23 protein-coding genes are annotated in these 21,485 nt (G+C 72.4%); 12 read left to right on the top strand and 11 right to left on the bottom strand.

All coding sequences use genetic code 11. The annotated features are described in order from the left end of the window. Nucleotides 1-16 precede the first annotated feature (16 nt). Together pcp and ACIPYW_RS04450 are read left to right on the top strand one after the other, a co-directional pair. The gene (pcp, locus tag ACIPYW_RS04455; RefSeq protein ID WP_400411114.1) at nt 17-667 is read left to right on the top strand and encodes a pyroglutamyl-peptidase I; all 651 of its coding nucleotides are present in this window, start codon (nt 17-19) and stop codon (nt 665-667) included. Nucleotides 668-760: 93 nt separating this feature from the next. Beyond that, entirely contained in the window at nt 761-1,471 is a 711-nt protein-coding gene (locus ACIPYW_RS04450) for a phosphatase PAP2 family protein (protein WP_400411111.1), read from the top strand. 86 nt (nt 1,472-1,557) lie between these two features. Here ACIPYW_RS04450 and soxR read toward each other — a convergent pair whose 3' ends face one another. Next, the gene (soxR, locus tag ACIPYW_RS04445; protein ID WP_400411108.1) at nt 1,558-2,031 is read right to left on the bottom strand and encodes a redox-sensitive transcriptional activator SoxR; all 474 of its coding nucleotides are present in this window, start codon (nt 2,029-2,031) and stop codon (nt 1,558-1,560) included. 116 nt (nt 2,032-2,147) lie between these two features. Between soxR and ACIPYW_RS04440 the strand changes: the two genes are divergently transcribed. Continuing rightward, nucleotides 2,148-2,336, top strand: a complete 189-nt coding sequence (locus tag ACIPYW_RS04440) for a hypothetical protein (protein WP_400411107.1) — start codon at nt 2,148-2,150, stop codon at nt 2,334-2,336. Between the two features lie 7 nt (nt 2,337-2,343). Here the strand turns inward: ACIPYW_RS04440 and ACIPYW_RS04435 are convergent, their stop codons facing one another. After that, on the bottom strand, nt 2,344-3,372 hold the full coding sequence (locus ACIPYW_RS04435) for an aldo/keto reductase (protein ID WP_400411104.1): 1,029 nt from the start codon (nt 3,370-3,372) through the stop codon (nt 2,344-2,346). A 246-nt stretch (nt 3,373-3,618) separates the two neighbouring features. Between ACIPYW_RS04435 and ACIPYW_RS04430 the strand changes: the two genes are divergently transcribed. Further along, nucleotides 3,619-4,836, top strand: coding sequence for an MFS transporter (locus ACIPYW_RS04430; RefSeq protein WP_400411103.1), 1,218 nt, complete (start codon nt 3,619-3,621; stop codon nt 4,834-4,836). Nucleotides 4,837-4,856: 20 nt separating this feature from the next. Here the strand turns inward: ACIPYW_RS04430 and ACIPYW_RS04425 are convergent, their stop codons facing one another. The 7 genes from ACIPYW_RS04425 to ACIPYW_RS04395 form a co-directional block, all read right to left on the bottom strand. Next, on the bottom strand, nt 4,857-5,210 hold the full coding sequence (locus ACIPYW_RS04425) for a cation:proton antiporter (RefSeq protein WP_400411101.1): 354 nt from the start codon (nt 5,208-5,210) through the stop codon (nt 4,857-4,859). After that, nucleotides 5,207-5,548: a sodium:proton antiporter gene (locus tag ACIPYW_RS04420; protein ID WP_400411099.1), complete on the bottom strand. Its 342-nt coding sequence runs from the start codon at nt 5,546-5,548 to the stop codon at nt 5,207-5,209. Before ACIPYW_RS04420 ends, ACIPYW_RS04425 begins: the two co-directional genes overlap by 4 nt. After that, nucleotides 5,545-6,126 (bottom strand): Na+/H+ antiporter subunit E, encoded by a 582-nt coding sequence (locus ACIPYW_RS04415; protein ID WP_400411097.1) that lies wholly within the window; start codon nt 6,124-6,126, stop codon nt 5,545-5,547. The genes ACIPYW_RS04420 and ACIPYW_RS04415 overlap by 4 nt, the downstream gene beginning before the upstream one ends. Then, a complete protein-coding gene (locus ACIPYW_RS04410; RefSeq protein WP_400411095.1) occupies nt 6,123-7,874 on the bottom strand; it encodes a Na+/H+ antiporter subunit D in 1,752 nt (583 codons plus the stop codon). Before ACIPYW_RS04410 ends, ACIPYW_RS04415 begins: the two co-directional genes overlap by 4 nt. Further along, nucleotides 7,871-8,308, bottom strand: a complete 438-nt coding sequence (locus ACIPYW_RS04405; RefSeq protein ID WP_400411093.1) for a Na(+)/H(+) antiporter subunit C — start codon at nt 8,306-8,308, stop codon at nt 7,871-7,873. The genes ACIPYW_RS04410 and ACIPYW_RS04405 overlap by 4 nt, the downstream gene beginning before the upstream one ends. Beyond that, entirely contained in the window at nt 8,305-11,232 is a 2,928-nt protein-coding gene (locus ACIPYW_RS04400; protein WP_400411091.1) for a Na+/H+ antiporter subunit A, read from the bottom strand. The genes ACIPYW_RS04405 and ACIPYW_RS04400 overlap by 4 nt, the downstream gene beginning before the upstream one ends. Before the next feature lie 155 nt (nt 11,233-11,387). Beyond that, a complete protein-coding gene (locus ACIPYW_RS04395) occupies nt 11,388-12,149 on the bottom strand; it encodes an SDR family NAD(P)-dependent oxidoreductase (RefSeq protein WP_400411089.1) in 762 nt (253 codons plus the stop codon). 43 nt (nt 12,150-12,192) lie between these two features. Between ACIPYW_RS04395 and ACIPYW_RS04390 the strand changes: the two genes are divergently transcribed. The 8 genes from ACIPYW_RS04390 (at nt 12,193) to ACIPYW_RS04355 (ending at nt 19,858) form a co-directional block, all read left to right on the top strand. Continuing rightward, entirely contained in the window at nt 12,193-12,915 is a 723-nt protein-coding gene (locus ACIPYW_RS04390) for an SDR family oxidoreductase (protein WP_400411087.1), read from the top strand. After that, nucleotides 12,912-13,553: a FadR/GntR family transcriptional regulator gene (locus ACIPYW_RS04385; RefSeq protein ID WP_290133098.1), complete on the top strand. Its 642-nt coding sequence runs from the start codon at nt 12,912-12,914 to the stop codon at nt 13,551-13,553. Before ACIPYW_RS04390 ends, ACIPYW_RS04385 begins: the two co-directional genes overlap by 4 nt. A 48-nt stretch (nt 13,554-13,601) precedes the next feature. Then, nucleotides 13,602-14,483 carry an SMP-30/gluconolactonase/LRE family protein gene (locus ACIPYW_RS04380; protein WP_400411085.1) on the top strand — a complete coding sequence of 294 codons (882 nt, stop codon included), beginning with the start codon at nt 13,602-13,604 and terminating at the stop codon, nt 14,481-14,483. 71 nt (nt 14,484-14,554) lie between these two features. Further along, entirely contained in the window at nt 14,555-15,694 is a 1,140-nt protein-coding gene (locus ACIPYW_RS04375) for a glycosyltransferase (protein ID WP_400411083.1), read from the top strand. After that, nucleotides 15,691-16,752: a glycosyltransferase family 4 protein gene (locus tag ACIPYW_RS04370; RefSeq protein ID WP_400411081.1), complete on the top strand. Its 1,062-nt coding sequence runs from the start codon at nt 15,691-15,693 to the stop codon at nt 16,750-16,752. Before ACIPYW_RS04375 ends, ACIPYW_RS04370 begins: the two co-directional genes overlap by 4 nt. Next, entirely contained in the window at nt 16,749-17,714 is a 966-nt protein-coding gene (locus tag ACIPYW_RS04365; RefSeq protein WP_400411079.1) for a hypothetical protein, read from the top strand. The genes ACIPYW_RS04370 and ACIPYW_RS04365 overlap by 4 nt, the downstream gene beginning before the upstream one ends. 7 nt (nt 17,715-17,721) lie before the next feature. Then, nucleotides 17,722-18,873: a 23S rRNA (uracil(747)-C(5))-methyltransferase RlmC gene (rlmC, locus tag ACIPYW_RS04360; RefSeq protein ID WP_400411077.1), complete on the top strand. Its 1,152-nt coding sequence runs from the start codon at nt 17,722-17,724 to the stop codon at nt 18,871-18,873. 301 nt (nt 18,874-19,174) lie between these two features. After that, nucleotides 19,175-19,858, top strand: coding sequence for a transglycosylase family protein (locus ACIPYW_RS04355; RefSeq protein ID WP_400411076.1), 684 nt, complete (start codon nt 19,175-19,177; stop codon nt 19,856-19,858). Between the two features lie 63 nt (nt 19,859-19,921). Here the strand turns inward: ACIPYW_RS04355 and ACIPYW_RS04350 are convergent, their stop codons facing one another. Together ACIPYW_RS04350 and ACIPYW_RS04345 are read right to left on the bottom strand one after the other, a co-directional pair. Next, complete coding sequence (locus ACIPYW_RS04350; protein ID WP_400411074.1) at nt 19,922-20,959, bottom strand: LCP family protein; 1,038 nt, start codon at nt 20,957-20,959, stop codon at nt 19,922-19,924. Between the two features lie 70 nt (nt 20,960-21,029). Then, a complete protein-coding gene (locus tag ACIPYW_RS04345; RefSeq protein ID WP_400411072.1) occupies nt 21,030-21,431 on the bottom strand; it encodes a MarR family winged helix-turn-helix transcriptional regulator in 402 nt (133 codons plus the stop codon). Nucleotides 21,432-21,485 lie beyond the last annotated feature (54 nt).

The following is a 21,485-nucleotide window of genomic DNA, read 5'->3' as shown; positions in this document are numbered from 1 at the left end:
TGCCTAGGCTGGTGGCGTGGCCGACACGACCGGAACGACCGTCCTGCTCACCGCCTTCGAGCCGTTCGGCGGCGCTGCGACGAACCCCTCCTGGGACGCGGTGTCGGCGCTCGCCGAACGCTGGGACGGCCCGGCGCGGCTCGTGACCGAACAGCTCCCGGTGGTGTTCGCCGAGGTGCGGCAGCGCCTCGCAGCGGCGATCCTCGAGCACCGGCCCGCGGTGGTCATCGCGACGGGACTCGCCGAGGGTCGGACGGCGGTCACGCCGGAGCGGGTCGCGATCAACGTGCAGGACGCCAGGATCCCCGACAACGCCGGAGCGCAGCCCGTCGACGAGCCGATCGACCCGAACGGGCAGCCGGCGTACTTCACGACCCTCCCGATCAAGCGGATCGTCGCCGCGGTCCGGGCGCTCGGAGTCCCCGCGGCGGTGTCGAACACGGCGGGGACCTTCACGTGCAACCAGGCGTTCTACGAGGTCATGTCCCTCGCCGGCCGTGAGGGACTGCGTGCCGGCTTCGTGCACGTGCCGGCCACCCCGGGGCCCGGAGACGGCACGGCGCCGACCCTGCCGCTCGACGACGTCGTCCGTGCGCTCGAGGTCGTCGTCCGCGAGGCGCTCCGCGGCGGGCCCGACCTGGTCGAGGAGGGCGGCGCGGAACACTGAGCCGGCCGCCGCAGTCCCGGTCGCTGAACGGTCTCTGATGGATCGTCACGGGAATCGGGGCCGCGGTCGTCGCCGACCTGGGACGATGGTCGGATGACCGCCGACGCCTCGCAGCTCCGCCGCTCGTCCGCCGATCGCGACGTCGTCGGCATCCTCGAGCCCGCCCGGTACCCGCTCGCATCGGTGCTGCTGGCCGTCGTCGCGGTGCTCGTGATCACAGGGGTCGGGTTCACGCTCGGGACGGTCGACCTCGGACTGTCGAAGGCGCTCAACGCACTGCACACCGGGGCGATCGGCGCCTTCACCGACGCCGTGTACCACGTCATCAGCCCGGCCCCGGCGATCGCGATCACGTTCGTCGTCGTCGGCGTGATCTGGTGGCGGACGCGGGACGTCCGGCCGGCGCTCGCGTTCGGCGGGACCATCGCCATCACGTGGATCCCCTCGGCCGTCGTGAAGGAGATCGTGCACCGCGCGCGGCCGGACGTCGCCGCGCTGCCCCACCCGTTCCCGGTGCAGCCGGACCCGGGCTACCCGAGCGGGCACACGGTGTACATCACGGCCTTCGTGATCGCCCTCATCTGGCTGCTCCGGGAGAACCGCTGGCACCGGGTCGTGCTCGTCGCCGGTGTCGTGGCGATCGTCGTGGTGTTCTTCGCCGTGTCGATCGACGCCGTGCACTACCCGTCGGACGCGGCGGCCTCGATCCTGTGGTCGCTCGCGGTGGCCCCGGGCGTCCGGGTCGTCTGGGTCGACTGGCTCATGCCACGTATCCCGTTCCTGCGCGGTCCGCGTCGGGCCTGAGCGCGCCCGGCCAGGCCCCGGGCCGGGCGACGAGACGCGCGCGTTTCGTGACCCCGCGCCCGCACCCGCACCGAACCCCACGTGCGTCAGTCCTCGATCGGCAGGAGGCGCCGGGCACCCGCGCCGTCTGCGCCCATCGTGTCGCCCGGGTTCATCACCAGGCAGGCGTTCAGTGAGACGCAGCCGCAGCCGATGCACTGCGTCATCTCGTCCTGCAGTCGCTCGAGTTCGAGCTGACGGGCCCGCAGTCGCGCGCGCCACCGCTCGTTCAACCGCGCCCAGTCCCGGAGCGACGGCATCCGGTCGCTCGGCAACGTCTCGAACTGTTCGGCGACCTCGCTGAGCGGGATCCCGAGTCGCTTCGCGACCTGGATGATCGCGATCCGGCGTTCGACGTGCCGCGGGTAGAGCCGTGTGCCGCCGGTCGTGCGCTCGGGATGGATCAGGCCCTTGCGCTCGTAGAAGTGCAGCGCCGAGGCCGCGACACCGGTCCGGCGGACGACCTCCCCGATCGAGAGCAGGTCGGTCGGCTTCGGCTTCGGCGTCGGGATCTCCACCATGGTCGAGATCGTACGCCTGGCCCGATTCCCATCGCACTTGACATGGCATCAGACCGGCAATGTGTTGGACATCACAATGCTGACGCAGGGTCGGCGGCAACCTGAAGGACACGACCATGACCGTTCTCTCGCAGCAGGACATCGCCCGCCCCGTCTCCTCGAACTGGCCCGCACCGACCGACAACCCGGCTCTGGATGCGGTGCTCTCCGGCCTCGAGCGGCTCGCCGCTGCTCTGCCCCACGCCCTCGCGGTGCCCGTGATGGTCGCGCACGAAGCGCTCTGCACCCTCACCCAGCACCGCTGACGGCGGGTCACCGCACGAGCGTCCGGCCCCGCAGTCGCTCCCGGGACAGCGCCGGCAGCGCGATCCCGGTGTCCTGCTCGAGCACGTGCGTGCCCGGCGGAACCTCGCGGTCGACCGCGTCCAACAGGTCATCGTCCAGCGCCACCTCCGACGCCTGGAGGAACGCGTCCAGGTGAGAGGACGTCCGCGGCCCGACGACCACGCTCGACACGTCCGGGTGGGTCAGCACGAAACCGACGGAGAGCTCGAAGAGGGTCAACCCGGCCTCGTCGGCGATCCGTCCCAACCGGTCCACGACCGCGAGCTTGCGGCGGTTCCCCGGCGACTCGACAGCGTAGGCGTCCGGGTCGGCCGCCGCTCGTGGGGACACCGGCTGGCCGCCCCCCTCCCGGTAGGCGCCCGCGAGCCACCCTCCTGCGAGCGGTGCGCCCGCGAACACCCCGAGCCCGAACCGCCGTGCGACGGGCAAGACCGTCCGTTCGGCGGTCCGGGCGAGCAACGAGTAGGGCACGTGGGTGGCTGTCGCGCTCTTGCCCCCCGAACGCAGCCACTGCGCCTCGACGAGCTCCTCAGCGGGGAACCCCGGGATGCCGAACGCCCGGATCCGTCCGAGCGCCACGAGGTCCGCCAGGGCGTCGAGCGTCTCGTCGAGGGAGGTCGCCGGGTCCGGTCGTGCGGGCTGGTAGAGGTCGATGACGTCGACGCCCAGTCGATCGAGGCTCCGTTCCACCGCGCGGAACATCCACCGGCGTCCGTTGCCGCGGTGCGCCGGGTCCGCATCGACCGGATCCCCGAACCGTACGGACACGAAGACGTCGTCGCGCCGACCCGCGAGGGCCGCTCCGACCGCCTCCTCTGCCAGACCGGCACCGTCGGCGTCGGACACGTCGACCGCGGTGACCCCGCGTTCGAGCGCCTCGTGCACGAGTGCGGCCGCGGCGCCGAGGTCGCGTGCCGCGACCCCGGCCAGTGCGCGGGTGCCGAGCGTCAACGCGCTGACGGGAGCCCCCGTCCGTCCGGTGCGTCGCTGTTCCATGCGCGACACGATAGGTGGCCAGCCGGGCACCGCGACCGCCGGTGACGCAGGGTTACCGCCTGTCGGCCGGGAGGCCGTGGCGGCGCCGACCCGTGCCTCCCGGCCGACAGGCGGTACCCTCGACAGCGCAAGCAGAACACGCAGTGTGTATCTACCGGCCGTCGGCCGCCCCACGGGGCCCGACGGACAGCGGCGGCACCCGATGGGCCCGCCCCCTGTCCGGCCGGGCCGAGAAGGCACACCCCCATGCTCCAAGCACGACCCACCTCCCTGATCGGCCACGCCGGCCGGTGGTACTTCCCGATCGCGTTCATCGCGCGGCTCCCGTTCGCGATGGTGGTGGTCGGTGTCCTGACGCTCGTCGTCGCCGCCCGTGACTCGGTGGCGCTCGGTGGCATCAACTCCGCGTCCGTCGGCATCGGCTCGGCGGTCTTCGGCCCGATGGTCGGGGCGACGGCTGACCGCTTCGGCCAGCGGCGCGTCCTCGTCCCGGTCGGCATCGTCAACGGCGTCCTGCTCGGGGCGCTGCCGTTCGTGGTGTCGAGCGCGGCGCCGGACCTGGCCGTCCTCGCGATGTCCTTCCTGATCGGTGCGTCCGCGCCGCAGGTCGCCCCGATGTCCCGCACGCGACTCGTCGCGATCATCCGGCAGCGGATGGCGGCGGACCGGCACGAGAAGGTCCTCAGCGGCACCATGGCGTACGAGTCCGCCGCCGACGAGACCGTGTTCATCATCGGCCCGTTCCTCGTCGGGGTGCTCGCGAGCGCGATCGCGCCGTGGGTCGCCGTCGCGGGGGCCTCGGTGCTCACCTTCGTGTTCGTGACCGCGTTCGCGCTCCACCCGACCGGGAAGCTCGCCGTCGCCGCGTCCGGTCCGGTCGCCCAGGCGCCGGCGCGCGAGCTGCTGCGGCCGCGTCTCGTCGTCGTGGTGCTCGGCATCCTCGGCATCGGCCTGTTCTTCGGCGCGACGCTGACCTCGTTGACGGCGTTCATGGAGTCGCACGGCGGGGCCTCGCGCGCGGGGCTCCTCTACGGCGTGATGGGCATCGGGTCAGCCGGGCTCGCGCTCGGGTCCGCGGCGTTCCCGCGGCGGTTCGGCCTCGGGTGGCGCTGGCTCGTGTTCGGGGCGGTGCTGCTCGCCGGCGCGGTCGCGTTCTCGCAGGCGGACTCCGTCGCCGCGGTGGCGATCGTGCTCGGCGTGATGGGGATCGGCATCGGGCCGACGCTCGTGACGCAGTACTCGCTCGGGTCGGACCGTTCCCCGGTCGGGCGCTCGGCGACGACCATGACGATCCTCGGCTCGGCGGTCATCGTCGGGCAGTCGTTGGCCTCGGCGGTGACCGGTGAGGTCGCCGAACGGTCGGGGGCAGCGGGCGCGATGGTGCTGCCCGCGGTGGCGGCGGCCGTGGTGGTGGTCGCGGCGGTGGCGAACCTCGTGCTGTCGCGGGCCCGGCGCCCGGCCTGACCCGCCGAGCGCCGCCCGGGCTACTCGGTGTCGTCGTGCAGCAGCGCGTCGTGCCGGTAGTCGCCCGACCGGAGTCCGGCCCGCGCGATCATGTGCGTCGACACCGGCACCAGGAACAGCTGGAACACCATGATCGGCAGCACGAGCCACAGCGCCGTCCACGTCCACACCGCCACGACGATCGCCGCGAGCGCGAACGCCAGTCCGAGGACCTGCGGCTTCGCCATCGCGTGGAGCCGGACGAGCGGGTCGGGGAACCGGACGATGCCGACCCCGGCACCGAGGGACAGCACGGACCCGACGAGCAGCAGCCCGACGGCGATCCACGCGCGGACGCCGGCGCCGTCGACGAAGCCCTCGATGAGTTCGATCACGGTGTCTCCTCCTCGATGGCGTGCTCCGGGGTGGTGACGTCGGACCCCTCGTCGGACGGGTCGGACGACGGCGTGACCGCCCGCGCCACGGCGATCGTCGCGAACACGCTCGTCGCCGCGATGACCACGAGCACCGGGACGGCGGTGAGGTCGCGCCGGATCACCATGGCCGCGGCGATGACGAGCAGGACGGTCGTCAGCACCATGTCCGACCCGATCATCCGGTCGAGGATCGTCGGCCCGCGCACGATGCGTCCGACCGCGAGCGCCAGCGTGACGCCGAGCAGGAGCAGGACGAGGGCGATGCACACCGCCATGACGGCCACCGCGGCGTTCACCGGACCACCTCCGGCAGGGGTTCGGACAGCTCCGAGACGTCCTGCCTGGAACCGAGTGCCCGGATGACCATCGCCTCGATCCGGAGCGCGGTCCGCCGTTCTGCGTCGACCTGCTCGAGCCGCTCGGTGTCGAGCACGTGCAGCAGGATCCTGCGGTGTCGGAGGTCGACGTCGGCGACGTACGACCCCGGCACGAGCGAGATCGCGATGGTGGCGAGGGTGAAGGTCATCTCGGACGTCGTGTGCAGCTGCACGAGCACGATCGAACTGCGCCGCACCCCGCGCGGTCGGAACGCCGCCCAGGCGACCCGGAACGACGCCGCGACGACGAACCCGCTCCACACGACGAGGAACCGGAGCGCCGACGGGACGGAGAACCGCGCCGACAGCGGGACCGGCGGCAGGGGCAGCAACTGGGTCACGAGGAGCGCCACCACCAGGCCGCAGAGCAGCGTGAGCGGGGTCCACGATCCCCAGAGGAGCGCCCACAGCACGGTCAGCCCGGCGACGAGCGGGACGTCGTAGCGCCAGGCGACGGCGATCCGCCGCGCGTTCGTGATGCGTCGCGTGTCGCTCACCGCTCACCCCCGAGCACGGCCTGGACGTAGCGGTCCGGAGACTCGAGCGACTCGGCTGCGCGGGTCGCGTAGCCGTACAGCGGTCCGGCGACGACGGTCAGGGCGACCGACCCGAGGACCGCGACGGTGGTCACACCGACGAGCATGCGGGGGAGGCGGACGCGTCCCGGCGCCTCGCCTGCGGCGGCCGTGGAGCCGGTCGCCGGACTGGGTCCCGTCCGCCGGTTCCGTGACGACGCGTCAGCGGCGACACGGCCGTGCCGGATGGGAGAGGCGGTGCTCGCGTGCGGTGCGTCGGTGACGGTCACCGAGCCTCCCGGGTGGTACGCCTCACCGCTGTCCTCGGACACCGTCAGCGGCGCCGGTTCCGGCGACCGCAGGTGCGCGTGCGGCTCCGCCGTGCTCGCGTGCGGCGCGGCCGGCTCGGCGGCCGGCTTGGGCCGCCAGAAGGCGGCGTCCCAGACGCGCATGAGCGCGTAGAGGGTCAGGAGGCTCGTGACGACCCCGGCGGCGATCGTCGCGTACGCGAGGGGGGAACCGTCCTCCGCGGCGGCGCGGAACAGGCCGAGCTTGCCGATGAAGCCGGAGAACGGCGGGATGCCGCCGAGGTTGAACGCCGGCACGAGGTACAGGGCCGCCAGCAGCGGAGCGGCCTTGAGGAGCCCGCCGAGGGACCGTGTCGAGGTCGTCCCGCCGACGCGTTCCATGAGTCCGGACACCAGGAACAGCGTGGTCTGCACGACGATGTGGTGGACCGTGTAGAACACCGCCGCTGCCGTGCCGACGACCGATCCGAGACCGATGCCCATCACCATGAAGCCGATGTGGCTGATGAGCGTGAAGGACAGCAGCCGTTTCACGTCCGTCTGCGACACCGCGCCGAGCACCCCGACCACCATCGTGAGGATCGCCACCACGAGCAGCACCGTGTTGAGCTGGGGCCTCGGGAAGATGATCGTCTCGAGGCGGATGATCGCGTAGATGCCGACCTTGGTGAGCAGACCGGCGAAGACGGCGGTGACCGGTGCCGGGGCCGTCGGGTACGAGTCGGGCAGCCAGAACGCCAGCGGGAACACGGCGGCCTTGATGCCGAACCCGATGAGGAGCATCGTGTGGAGCAGGAGCTGCACGTGCTCCGGCAGGTCGGCGACGCGCTCGGAGATCTGGGCGATGTTCACCGTGCCGGTCGCCCCGTACACGAGCCCGATGGCGGCGAGGAAGATCGCGGACGCGATGAGGCTCGTCACGATGTACGTCGTGCCGGCGCGGACCCGCTGCTCGCTGCCGCCGACGGTGATGAGCACGTACGAGGCCACGAGCAGCATCTCGAACGCGACGTAGAGGTTGAAGAGGTCGCCGGCGATGAAGGAGTCGAGCACACCGGCCGCGAGCACGAGGTACGTCGGGTAGAAGATCGTGACCGGGGCGTCCTCGTCGTCGTCGGCGAGCCCCTGCCCGATCGAGAAGAGCAGGACGAGCAGGAGCACGCTCGCGCTCACGGTGAGCAGCAGCGCGCTCAACCGGTCGACGACGAGCGAGATGCCGTACGGTGCCTGCCACCCGCCGACCTGGACCACGATCGTGCCGTGCCGGTCGACGAGCACCATGAGCGTCGCGGCGACCACCACGGCGACGACGAGCACGCCGACCGTGATCGCCCGCTGCGTCTTCTGGTGGCGGACGAGCCCGAGTGCCGCCGCCGCGCCGAGCAGCGGGACGAGCACGAGGAGGGGGACGAGCCAGGTCATCGCGTGTGCTCCTCCTGCTGGGCGGCCTCGGGGTCGGTGTCGAGCTCGGGGTCCTCGTCGCCGGGATCCTCGTCGGCGTCGTCGTCGCGTTCCCGACCGATGGCGACGTCGGCCTCGTCGACCTCGACCTCGTCCGCGCGTGAGAGCTTCCAGGAGCGGTGGATCAGCGCGAGGAGGAACGCGCTCACGGCGAAGGTGATGACGATCGCGGTGAGGGCGAACGCCTGCGGGAGCGGGTCGGTGATGCCCTCGGCGGACTTCCCGATCGGCGGCTTGCCCGCGGCACCGGACATCACGAGCAGGAGCAGGTTGAGGGCGTTGCCGAGGAGCAGGAACCCGAGGAGCATCCGCGTGAGCGAGCGTTCGAGCAGCAGGTACACGCCGCACGAGAACAGCACCGCCATGGCGATGACGAGGACCAGGGTGACGGTCACGTGGCACTCCCTTCCGGGGTGGCGGCAGCGGCGTTGTGGGCGGGGTCGGACTCGGTCGTGTCGGCGATGGGCGCGCGGGAGTCCTCGAGGCGCTGTCGGTCGACCTCGGCACCGAGGCTGCGGAGGACGTCGAGCACGAGTCCGACGACCACGAGGTAGACGCCGATGTCGAAGAACGTCGCCGTGACGAACTCGATGTGTCCGAGCACCGGGACGGTGGCCTCGACGAACTCCGAGTAGAGGGCTTCCCTGCCGAAGAACAGCGGCACGAGCGCCGTGACGGCGGCGGTCGCGACACCGAGCCCGAGGAGGCGACCCGCGCGCACCGGAGCTGCCGCGCCGAGCTCGGCCGGGCCACCGGCGAGGTACCTGGCGGCGAGCGCGATGCCGGCGACGAGGCCGCCGGCGAACCCACCGCCCGCGGCGTTGTGCCCGGCGAAGAGCAGGTACACCGACAGCACGATGAGGCCGTGGAAGAGGAGTCGGACGACCACGTCGAGGAGCGCCGAGCGACCGGTCGGGATCGCGGCGCTCGTCGGCAGCCAGGCGCGCGGTTCACCGTCGGGGCGGTGCTTGTCGCTCGTGATGCTCGACGGGAGGTCACGGAGCCGCGGCAGCGTGTCCTCGCGCGAGTTCACGAAGATGAGGCTCGCGACGCCCGTGGCGGCCGCGACGACGACGGTCAGTTCGCCGAGCGTGTCCCACCCGCGCAGGTCGACGAGGGCGACGTTCACCACGTTGAGCCCGTGCCCGAACGAGCTCGTCAGCGCAGGGAGGTCGGGCCAGAGCGGCTCGGCGGTGCGGGAGGACGCGGCGACGACGACCACGATCGCGAGGGTGAGTCCGGCCAGCCCGGCGAAGAGTGCGCGCACGATGCGGAAGCGCGAGGGGTTCGCCGTCGCGATCCGCGGGGGCAGGCGACGCAGGACGAGGACGAACGCGATGAGCGTCACCGTCTCGACCACGAGCTGCGTGAGTGCGAGGTCGATCGCGCCGTGCAGCACGAAGAGGACCGACATGCCGTACCCGGTGACCCCGACGAGGACCGCGGCGGCGAAGCGGGTCTTCGCGGTGAGCACGGCGATCGCGGCGATGCCCATCACGACGACGACGGGGACCTGCCCCCACGAGTCCGCGAACCGGACCGAGAACGCCCACGGTCCGCCGAGGACGAGGTTCAGGATCGCCCCGGCGACGAACACCGAGAGGATGACCGTCAGGTAGTAGGGGAGCGAACCGCGCTGGAGTGCGGCGGTCAGCCCGGTCGCGGCCCGGTCGAGTCCGCGCATCACCTGTCGGTAGGTGCCGGCAGCGCTCGGAGCGCCGGCGAGACGGTGCTGCAGCGCCTCGACCGGGCGGCGCACGAGGAACAGCGCGACACCGCCGACGAGCGTGACGGCGGAGATGCCGAGCGCCGGCTCGAGCCCGTGCCAGAGCGCGAGGTGCGGGACCGGTGCGGAGCCGATCGACGCGGCACGCGCGGCCGGCTCGACGCCCTTCGCCACGAGCGGGGTGAGGACACCGAGCACGAGACCGGCGACCCCGAGCACGGAGGGCACGGCACCGAGGCCGTGCAGTCCGTGCGGCTCGGACTCGGCCACGCCGGGCTTGCGGGCGAACGCGCCCCAGAGGAACCGCAGCGAGTAGGCCACCGTGAGCACCGAACCGACCGTGACGCCGACGAGCGCGAACCACGCCCAACCGCTGCCGTCACCGTGCAGGGCCTCCACGAAGCCCGCGAGCACCGCCTCCTTCGCGACGAAGCCGATCGTCGGCGGGAGTCCGGCCATCGAGGCGAGCGCGAGGACCGTGACGACCACGAGCCAGGGCATCCGGCGTCCGAGGCCGCTCAGGCGGGTGAGGTCTCGCGTGCCGGCCACGTGGTCGATGGCCCCGACGACGAGGAACAGGGTCGACTTGAACGTCGCGTGCGCCACGAGGAGCGCCACCCCGCCGAGGGCGATCGCCGGCTCCCCCCAGCCCACGGCGAGGACGAGGAACCCGAGCTGGGCGACCGTTCCGTACGCGAGCAACAGCTTGAGGTCGGTCTGCCGGAGCGCGCGGTAGCCGCCGACGACCATGCCGAGGACGCCGAGGACCGTGACGGTCTCACGCCAGCCGTCGACGAGCGCGAACGCCGGGGCGAGTCGGGCGACGAGGTAGATGCCGGCCTTCACCATCGCGGCGGCGTGGAGGTAGGCGCTCACCGGGGTCGGCGCGGCCATCGCGGCGGGCAGCCAGAAGTGGAAGGGGACGATCGCGGACTTCGTCAGGGCGCCGAGCAGCACGAGCGTCACCGCCACCGGGACGAGTGCGCCGCCGGACGCCGCGAGCGCGGGACCGTCCTCGACGATCGCGCTGAGCGAGGTCGTGCCGGCGCGGACGGAGAGCAGGACGAGCCCGGCGAGCATCGCCAGCCCGCCGGCCGTGGTCACGACGAGCGCCTGCATCGCGGCGGCCCGGCTCGCCCGCTTCACTGCGTCGTGGCCGATGAGCAGGTACGAGAAGACGGTCGTGGCCTCCCACAGGACGAACAGCACGATGACGTCGTCGGCGACCACGAGCCCGTACATCGAGCCGGCGAAGGCTGTCAGCACGCCCGCGAAGCGCCCGAGACCGACCTCGCGCTCCTCGAAGTACGCGGCGCAGTAGACGAGCACGAGGGTCCCGACCACGGTGACGACGAGCGCCAGCACCCACGAGAGGGCGTCGACCCGGAGACCGACGGCGAGGTCGAGCTGCGGCACCCAGGTGAACCGCTCCCGGACCCCGGGGCCGAGGGCGCGGGGTGTCTGGGCGATCGTCAGGACCGCGGCGGCGGCCGGCGCGAGGGCGGCGACGAGGAAGACGCGGCGCCCGAGCCAGGGCGTGAGTGCCGGCACGATGAGGGCGAGTGCCGCGAACGCGACGAGGACGGTGACCATGGGGCACCTCCTCGGGGTCGGGCTGCAGTCCGGCTCACTGGATGCTCACAGCTTACGAAGCGTCGGATGGGCAGAACCTGTGTGCCCGGACAGCGTTGATGGTCGCCCGCGCGACCACGGGTCCACTCTGCTCGTGTGCCGGTGGCGTCGTCCGGTCAGCGACCGTGCGCCCGCGCGGGGATCTGCGTCGCGAGCTTGCCCCCGGAGACGTCGACGAGTGTCCCGGTGATGTACGACGACGCGTCGCTCGCGAGGAACACGAGCAGGTCGGCCACGTCGTCGGGCGTCTCCCAGCGCCGGATCGAGAGCGTGTCGAGCAGCCGGTCCTGCTGCTCGGGCGGCATCTCGGCGAACCCGTTCATGGCCGTCGGCACCATCCCCGGCGCGTACGCGTTCACGGTGATGCCCCACGGCCCGAGCTCGGACGCGAGCACCCGGGTGAACTGCACCACGGCCGCCTTCGATGCCGCGTAGGCAGCGCTCCCGACGCTCGGCACGATCGCCGCGAACGACGCCGCGTTCACGATCCGACCGCGGCCGGCGGCGCGCATCACCGGCGCGACCGCCTGGCTCACGAGGAAGGTCCCGCCGACGTTCACGTCCATGCAGCGCCGCCACGCGTCCCAGTCGAGGTCGGCGACGAGTCCCTCGACGTTGATGCCCGCGTTGTTGACGAGCACGTCGATCGTCCCGTGTCGCTCCACGACGGTGTCGACCGCCGTCCGCACGGAGTCCGGGTCGGTGACGTCGCACACCACCTGGTCGACGTCGGGACCGGGGCCCGCGGCCGGGTCGAACGCGAGGTCGAGCGCGACCACGCGGCACCCCTCGGCGGCGAAGCGTGCGGCGATCACGGCGCCGATGCCGCGCGCGGCTCCGGTCACCACCACCACGCGGTCGGTCAGGTCGAGGTGCATCGTCGCTCCCGTCGTCGGTCCCCAATAGGCATACTATTCACCCATGACGGATGCACGGGTGCTCTGGATCACCGGCGGCGGGAGCGGCATGGGTGCCGCGGTGGCGGTGCAGGCCGCGAGCGACGGGTGGACGGTGGTGCTCAGCGGCCGCAGGGTCGAGCGGCTGGACGCCGTCGCCGAGCAGGTCCGCGCGGCCGGCGGCAGCGCCGACGTGCTGCCGCTCGACGCCGCAGACGTCGAGGCGGTCGCGACCGCTCGGGACACGCTGCTCACCCGGCACGGTCGGCTCGACGGACTCGTCCTCGCCGCCGGCCTGAACGCCCCCGAACGTCGCTGGGACGACCAGTCCATGGCCGACTTCCGGGCGATCGTCGACACGAACCTGACCGGCGTGGTCGCCACCGTGGACGCCGCACTCCCGTCGCTCCGCGTGGCCGGCGGCACGGTGGTCGTGGTGTCCTCGTACGCCGGGTGGTCCTTCCAGGCCGGCGCGGGCGTCGCGTACTCGGCGTCGAAGACCGCGCTCGCCTCCGTCGTGCGGACGCTCAACCAGCAGGGCGCCGAGCACGGCGTCCGTGCGACGCACCTCTGCCCGGGCGACGTCGCGACGGACTTCCTCGACCGTCGTCCCGTCGTCCCGGACGCCGCCGCCCGTGCAGTGATGCTCCAGCCGGAGGACGTCGCCCGCGCCGTGTCCTTCGTGCTCGAGGCGCCCGCGCACGTGCGCGTCGACGAGCTGGTCATCAGTCCGGTCGCGCAGCGGTGATCTACGACCGGGTCCTCGACGACCTCGGGTCGGCCGTCGTGCACGGCGCCTTCGGCACCGATCCGGTGAGCATCGACGACCTCGTGGTCCGGACCGGCGCGAGCCGCAGCATCGTCCGCGAGGCCGTCCGCGTCCTCGTCGGCGTCGGGCTCCTCCGGGCACGGCGGCGGGTCGGCGTCGTGGCGCTCCCCGCGGCCGAGTGGGACGTGCTCGACCCACGCGTGGTCGGGTGGCGGCTCACCGGACCGGACCGGCAGGTGGCCCTCCACGAACTCCGCGCGCTCCGCCGCGCCGTGGAACCGGCCGCGGCAGCGGCTGCGGCGTCCGCGACCGGTGACGCCGACGGCCTGGAGGCACTGCTCGCCTCCGCCGACCGTCTCGCCGCCGCCACCGGTCCCGACGACGCCGCGACGTTCCTCCAGGCCGACCGCGACCTGCACCGACGCGTGCTGGACCGGTCCGGCAACGCGCTCTTCCGCCGCCTGCACGGCGTCGTCGAGCGCGCGCTCGACGAGCGCGTCGGGATCGGACCCGACGCGCACGACGTCCGCCTGCACGGCGCGCTCGCGCGCGCCGTCGCGGACGGCGACCCGGCCGCCGCCCGGGCCGCGATGCAGGAGATCGTCGACCGGACGTGACCCACGGCCGGTGCGATGCTGGCCGTACGACCAACGCGAAGGAGCGTCATGGAGTTCACCGAGCTCGTCCCCGACCCGTCCGCCGTCGAGCGGATCGCCACCGGGAGCACCTGGGCCGAGGGGCCGTGCTGGGTCCCCGCGACCAGGACGCTCCGGTGGTCGGACATCCCCGGCGACCGCATCCTGCAGTGGCACGCCGACACCGGCGAGGTCGACACGTACGCCGAGGCCGTCGAGTTCACGAACGGGCGGTTCCTCGATCGCGACGGCTCGGTCGTGCAGTGCTCGCACGGCCTCCGACGGGTCGAACGCGACCGGGACGGCGACGTGACCGTGGTCGTCGACGGGTGGAACGGCGGCCGGCTCAACTCCCCGAACGACGTCGTGGTCGCATCGGACGGGTCGGTGTGGTTCACGGACCCCGCGTACGGCATCACCCAGCCGCGCGAGGGGCACCCCGGCGTCCGGGAGTACGGCGACCACTGGGTCTTCCGGTGCGGCCCGGACGGAGCGGACCCCCGACCGGTCGTCACCGACGCCGACGAGCCGAACGGCCTCGCGTTCTCGCCGGACGAGCGGGTGCTGTACGTCGCGAGCTCCTCGGGTGAGCTCCCGGTGATCCGGGCGTACGACGTGGACGTCGACGACGTCGGCGTCCGCGTGAAGAACGGGCGCGAGTTCGCACGGCTCGGCGCCGACGAGGGCATCCCGGACGGCATCCGCGTGGACGAGCACGGGAACGTCTGGTCGTCGTCGCACCGGGGTGTCGTCGTGTTCGACCCGGCGGGCGAGCGGCTCGGCGAGGTCCCGGTGCCCGAGGTCGTCTCGAACCTCTGCTTCGGCGGGGACGACGGCACGGACCTCTTCCTCACGGCGACCGCGTCGATCTTCCGCCTGCGGACCGGAACGAGGGACGCCGTGCTCCGGTGAGCCGAACTTCCCTCGGCTGATACTGCTGTGTAGAATATCATTGCAGCTGTCAGTCGAACGAGGGAGCCACCGTGTCGAAGCGCGTCGCGATCATCGGGACCCGCGGGTACCCGTCCTACTACGGCGGGTTCGAGACCGCTGTCCGCCACGTGGCACCGGCCCTCGCCGACGCGGGGTGGGACGTGACCGTCTACGGGCGGCCCGGTCAGGAGCGCGTCGACGACCCGTCGCTCGACGCGCGGATCACCCGCCGGACCACCCGTGGCCTCGAGTCACGGTCGCTCTCCACGCTGACCTACGGGCTGACCGCCGTGCTCGACGCGATCCGTCGACGCCCGGACGTCGCCCTCGTCATGAACTGCGCGAACGGGCACTGGCTGCCGCTCCTGAAGCTCGCCGGCATCCCGACCGTCGTCAACGTCGACGGCATCGAGTGGGAACGCGCGAAGTGGGGGCGGCTCGCGAAGGCGGTCTTCAAGACGGGTGCCCGGATGACCGCGTGGACCGCCGATCGTCTCGTCTTCGACGCCGATGCCATCGGCACGTACTGGCGCCGGGAGTTCGAGCGGGACGGTGTCGTGATCCCCTACGGTGGGACCGAGGCGCCCGCGCTGCCCCTGCACCCCGAGGACGCGCACCTCGCGGGGACCCCGTTCGCGCTCGTCGTCGCCCGGTTCGTGCCCGAGAACACCGTGCCCGAGTTCCTCGTCGCCGCCGAGCGGATCGCGCAGCAGCACCCGGTCGTCATCGTCGGCTCCAGTGGCTACGGCGGTGAGCTCGACGAGCACGCCCGACTGCTCGCCGAGGCGCACCCGAACGTGCACTGGCTCGGCCACGTCGCCGACGACGAGCGACTGTTCGCGCTGTGGCAGCACGCCGGCGCGTACTTCCACGGACACAGTGTCGGCGGGACGAACCCGGCGCTCGTCCAGGCGATGCACCTCGGCGCCCCCATGGTCGCTCGTGACACGGTCTACAACCGCGAGGTGCTCGCCCGGACCGACGCCACCTTCGTGCAGCCCGATCCGGACGCCATCGCCGACGCGGTCCTCGCGCTGCTCGGCGGCCCGGCGGAACAGCGGCGCCTGGGGCGCGCCGTGCAGGAGCGAGCACGGGAGCACTACACGTGGCGAGCTGTCTGCGCCGCGTACGAACGAGCGCTCGCCGAGCAGGCCGGGGTCCCCGCGGGGCTGATGCGGGTGGCAGCGTGAGCCCGACGAGCATCCGAGTCGTCCCCGAGCTCCGCGCAGCGCACGTCGAGCGCCACCGCGCCGGCGCGCCGGCTGAGCTGCTCTACCTGGACACGAACTACGACCTCGCGGGGACCGGGCTCGCCGAGGGCATCCGCCGGACGACGATGATCGGTGCCCTCGGGCGCTTCGTCTCGACCGCGGCGACCACACTCGAGGTGCCCGAGCCGCTGTGGATGCGGTTCTGGCCGAAGCACGTCCTGCTCGCCGTCGGGTTCAAGGTGACGGGGGCGATCCGCGGCCGCCGACGCCGCGTCGTGACGTACGCCATGGAGAACAACGACCTCGGCACACTCGTCGGAGGTCGGCGAGCTGTGCCGTCCTGGGTCGTCAACGTCGTCGGTCTGCTCGTCGGAGCCGTCGCGCGGCTGACGCTCGACCGGATCCGCTTCGCGACGCCGGCCGCGCGTGCTGCCTACGACCGACTCCCGTTCATCTGCAACGTCGAGCACTCGGTCGGCCTCGAGCTCCCGTCGCCCTCGCCGGCCCCGCGTCCCGCTGAACCCGGAAGCTGCGTGTTCCTCGGTGTGCTCGAGGCTCGCAAGGGCGTCGAGGTGCTCGCGACCGCATGGGAGACGGTCGAGGCTCACCGTCCCGACGCATCCCTCTCGATCATCGGCCCCGGGCCCCAGCACGAACGGCTCCGGCGCTGGGCATCCCAGCGTCCGGCCAGCCGTCGGGTCCTCGGGCGACTGCCGCACCACGTGGCGAACGAGGAGCTCAGCCGTGCGTCGGTACTCGTCGCTCCGTCCGTGCCGGACGGCCGATGGCGCGAGCAGGTCGGCCTGCCCGTGAAGGAGGCGCTCGCCGCCGGACTCACCGTGGTCACCACCGACCAGACGGGTCTCGCGCCGTGGCTCGCCCAGCACGGACACCGGGTCGTCCAGCCCGGAGACCCCGCACTGCTCGCAGACGCTCTCGTCGCAGCGCTCGATGCTCCCCTGCCGCGCGAGGTGGTCCGTGGGGACCTGCCCGAGCAGGACGGTCGCCTGGTCGCGGACGCTTGGCTCCACGCATGAGCAGTGCACGGATCGTGGTCGTCAACACCCTCGGGGGAGCCCTGCACCACTACTCGGCGGCGCTCGTCGCGACGCTCGGTGGTGACGCTGCGGGGGTCCGGCTGATCAGTGTGGACGAGCCGAGCGCCGCAGGCGGCTCCGCGCTCGCCTGGCTCGGCCGCACCCTGCGTGCGCTGATCCGTGCTCGGCGCTCGGGGGGTCACGTCCTCGTGACATGGCCGGTGCTGGGGCACCTCGACCGGGCCGTCATGCGTCTCGTGCTCGGCGGCCGTGTCGATGCCGCCATCGTCGTGCACGACCCGCGGCCGCTCGTCCACGCGCGCGGCTACGGCCGGGTCGCCCGGTGGGCAGGGGGCTTCCTCGGACGTCGGGTCCGGATGATCGTCCACAGCGAGAGCGCCCGTGCCGACCTCCAGGCAGACTGCCCTGGCGACAGCGCACTCCTGCTCCCACACCCGGTCGCACCACGGCCGCTCGCCGTGCGGAGCTCGCGCAGCGAGGCATGCGTCGTCCGGGTGCTGGGGCAGTACAAACCGGACCGCGACGTCGATCTCTTGCGAGCGCTCGCCGATCGCCTGCCGGAGCCGCGTCGACTCGAGGTGATCGGTCGTGGATGGCCGATCATCGACGGCTGGGAGGTCCGGGACGCCTTCGTCGACGAGGCCGAACTCGATCGACTGATCGCCACGGCCGACGTCGTGCTCGTGCCGTACCGCCGCTTCTACCAGTCCGGAGTCGCGATCCGCGCCCTCGAGCTCGGCACGCCCGCCGTCGGTCCCGCCGGGTCCAGCATGACCGACCTCTACCCGGACGACCGCTACCTCGCCGGGGATTCGGTCGAGTCCTGGTGCGCCGCGATCGGGCAAGCCACTGCGGCATCCCGAGACGGCACCGCGGCGGTCGCACGGGCCGCCGATGCTCGCGCACGGGAGGCGTGGCAGCGGGGGTACGCCGTATCCTGAGCCGGCCATGCAGTGCGACTACTTCGACCGCGGGGTGTGCCGATCGTGCACGCTCATGGGCCAGCCCTACGCCGACCAGGTCCTCGACAAGGAGATCCGGACGCGGGAGCTCCTGCACGACGCGGTCGAGGCAGCCGGGGGCCCGTCGGCCGTCGACTGGCTGCCGGCCGTCACCAGCCCGGAGTCGGCCTACCGGAACAAGGCGAAGATGGTCGTCGGGGGATCCGTGCAGCGTCCCACGGTCGGGATCCTCGACCACCGGCAGCGCGGGGTGGACCTGCGGCACTGCGGCATCTGCACGCCCGGGATCCAGCGGGCACTGCCGGTCCTCGCGCAGTTCATCGAGGACGCCCGGCTGATCCCGTACGACGTCGCGGCCCGACGCGGTGAGCTCAAGTTCGTGCTCGTCACGGAGTCGCCCGACGGCGAGCTCATGGTCCGGTTCGTGCTGCGCTCCGAAGGACAGCTGCCCCGGCTCCGCGAGCACCTCGGCGCGCTCCGGTCGGTGCTGCCGGAGGCCGCGGTCGTCACGGCGAACCTGCTCCCCGAACACAAGGCCGTCACCGAGGGCGACCGGGAGGTCGTGCTGACCGACCAGGAGACGCTGCCGATGCGGATGGGTGGCGTCACGATGCACCTCCGCCCGCAGAGCTTCTTCCAGACGAACACCACCGTCGCCGCGCAGCTCTACGCCCAGGCGACGACGTGGATCGACGAGGTGGGCCCGGCGTCGATGTGGGACCTGTACTGCGGCGTCGGCGGCTTCGCCCTCCACGCGGCCCGGCCCGGGCGTGCGGTGACGGGCATCGAGACCAGCCGTGAGGCCGTCCGGTCCGCGGGGCAGTCCGCACGCGAGGCGGGTCTCTCGGACGTCCGGTTCGCCGCCGACGACGCCACCGAGCACGCCCTCCGTGCCCGACCGGACACCGTGCCGGACCTCGTCGTCGTGAACCCGCCGCGACGCGGGATCGGGTCGACGCTGTCCGAGTGGCTCGAGCAGTCGACCGTCGAGCACGTCGTGTACTCGAGCTGCAACCCCGTCACCCTCGCGAAGGACCTCGCACGCATGCCGTCGTTCCGGCTCGAGCGGGTCCGGGTGCTCGACATGTTCCCGCAGACCGGCCATCTCGAAGCGGTGACGCTGCTCTCGCGGCGGTGAGGGGCGCCTCCGGGCCGGTTTTCCCAGGGAATTGCCAAGGGAACATCCTGGGGTACATGGCGATCTGCGCTACGGCGGCGATCGCCGCGTACAGGAATAGACCCGGGGGACGTGGCACCACTGGGTAGAACCGTTTGTCTCGGTTTGATAACGGTGCGGATTTTCCTATGGTGGCCCACCGAGGTGCCACCGGCGCGAGACCACTGCCCCCGGTGGCGCACCCCACAACGTGACCGCGGACGGTCGGGGTGGGCAGTGGACAGTCGGATCTCCCGGCGCGTGACCCCGGTGGAGCAATCACATGAAGAAGCTTTCCCGTACCCGCACCATCGTCGGTGGCCTCGCCTTCGCAGGCATCGCCGCGACGGGTGTCGGCCTCGCGGCGGCGCCCGCGAACGCAGCGTCCGGTTCGACCTGGGACGCGCTCGCACAGTGCGAGTCCGGTGGCAACTGGGCGATCAACACCGGCAACGGCTACTACGGCGGCCTGCAGTTCAACCTCGGCACCTGGCAGGCCAACGGCGGCTCCGGCAACCCGGCCTCCGCGAGCCGTTCGGCGCAGATCGCCGTAGCCGAGCGCGTCCTCGCGTCGCAGGGTTGGGGTGCGTGGCCGGCGTGCTCCGCCAAGCTCGGCCTGAGCGGCACCACTGGTGCGGCCCCGCAGGCCGCGGCGCCGGCGCCCGCACCGCAGCAGAGCACAACGCAGGCCGCCCCGCAGCAGGCGGCCCCGCAGCAGGCGGCTCCGCAGCAGGCGGCTCCGCAGCAGGCCGCCCCGAAGGCCACCGCGCCGGCGGCGTCCAGCAAGCCGGCTCCGGTGAAGACGAGCGGCAAGACCTACAAGATCGCCTCGGGTGACACGCTCGACAAGATCGCGACGAAGCTCGACCTCGAGGGCGGCTGGAAGCAGCTCTGGGCGGCGAACACGTCGACCATCGACGACCCGAACCTCATCTACGCGGGTCAGACCCTGCAGCTCCCGGCCTGATCGTCGTGACTGCGTGACGAACCCCCTCGGCCACGGCCGAGGGGGTTCGTCGTCCGCCCAGCACTACTGCGGGTTCGCCTCGAGCCAGGTCGCCACGTCGTCGGAGCGCAGCGCCCGCGACAGGGACTGCACGGCGAGGTCGTTCACCGCGACGTATGACTGACCGTCCGGCGACGTGCCCCCGCCCGCGGTCGGCATCGTGAAGGTGACGAGGTCGGATGAACGGACGTCCCGCAGGGACCACCCGAGACCGACCAGGGTCCGGAAGTCGAGCCCGGCGTCGACCGAGAGGTACTCGCTCGTCGCCGACACGAAGTCCTGGATGCGCCCGGGGTTCGTGATCGTCCCTTTCGACAGCACGCCGTCGACGACGCCACGCATGAACGCCTGCTGGTTGCGGACGCGGGTGTGGTCGGCGTCGGCGAAGGCGGAGCGCTCGCGCACGAAGGTCAGGGCTGCATCGCCGTCGAGGTGGTTCGGCCCCGCGGAGAAGTGCGTGCCCGCTCGCGCCGTGAAGTCGGACGGCGCTTGCACGGTGACGCCGCCGAGTGCGTTCGTCATGTCGCGGAACCCGGCGAAGTCGATCTCTGCGACGTGGTCGATGCGGGTGTCGAGCAACTGCTCCACGGTCTGCACGACGAGCGGCACGCCACCCCAGCTGTACGCGGCGTTGATCTTCGCCCTGCCGCGCCCCGGGACCTCGACCCACGAGTCGCGCATGATCGACATCAGGTACACGGCGTCCCGGTCCGCCGGGACGTGCGCGAGCATCAGGGCGTCGGAACGGCCGCCGGCCGCGCGGTCGCCGTCCGGGTCGTCCTGCGCGCGCGAGTCCGACCCGATCAGGAGGATGTTCTGCGCTCCGTCGGTCGCTGCGGGACGCGGACCCGACGGAAAGGCGTCCGGGAGCGTCGTCGTCCTGTCGTCGAACGACCGCGCGAGGCCCCCGACGAAGAGGCTCGCGGTCACGGCGATCACCGTGGCGACGCCCAGGAGCGAGCCGAGCGTCGCGACGAGCGCGACGAGGAACGGCCGCTTGCGGCCCGCCGATCGATGGGCGATCGCGACGGCGGCGGCACGGGCGGCACGGCGTTCGGACATGCGGGCTCCTGATCGACGGGTCGGCCCTGACGCCGACCCCACCAGCGTACCGCATGCAGTATTCCAGATGCTAGGGTGCGCGACCGATGATGGCGGCGAGTGCCTGACGCAGGTGCTCGTCCTCGGGGAGGACCTCACGCTCGACGTGCTTCGCCGTGTCCCAGGCTGCCCGCCCGGCGTCGGTGACCGTCACGACCCGACGCCGACGGTCGTCCGGGTGGGGCGACCGCTCGACGAGCCCGTCCCGCTCGAGCCGTTCGAGCGTGCGCGACATCGTCTGTGGCTGCACCCGTGCGACCCGGGCGATCGTGTCCGCTCCGGTCGGCCCGGTGCGGATGAGGATGTCGATCGCGATCAGCCCGGCGTGCGGGAGCCCGATCTCGCGGAGGCGCTCGTCCCAGTCGCGTTCGACCCGTCGGGCGGCCGCGGCCAGCAGACGACCCATGGGCCAGGCTGCGGGCTCGTCGTGCATGGATGCAGTCTACGGAGGCCACATCGACACCAGATGATCAGCATGCTGACGATC

This window comes from Curtobacterium sp. NPDC089689, from assembly GCF_044749145.1.
Classification (GTDB): Bacteria; Actinomycetota; Actinomycetes; order Actinomycetales; family Microbacteriaceae; genus Curtobacterium.
The sequence above is the reverse complement of the archived record's forward strand: the minus strand, read 5'-3'. Positions and strand labels throughout refer to the sequence as shown.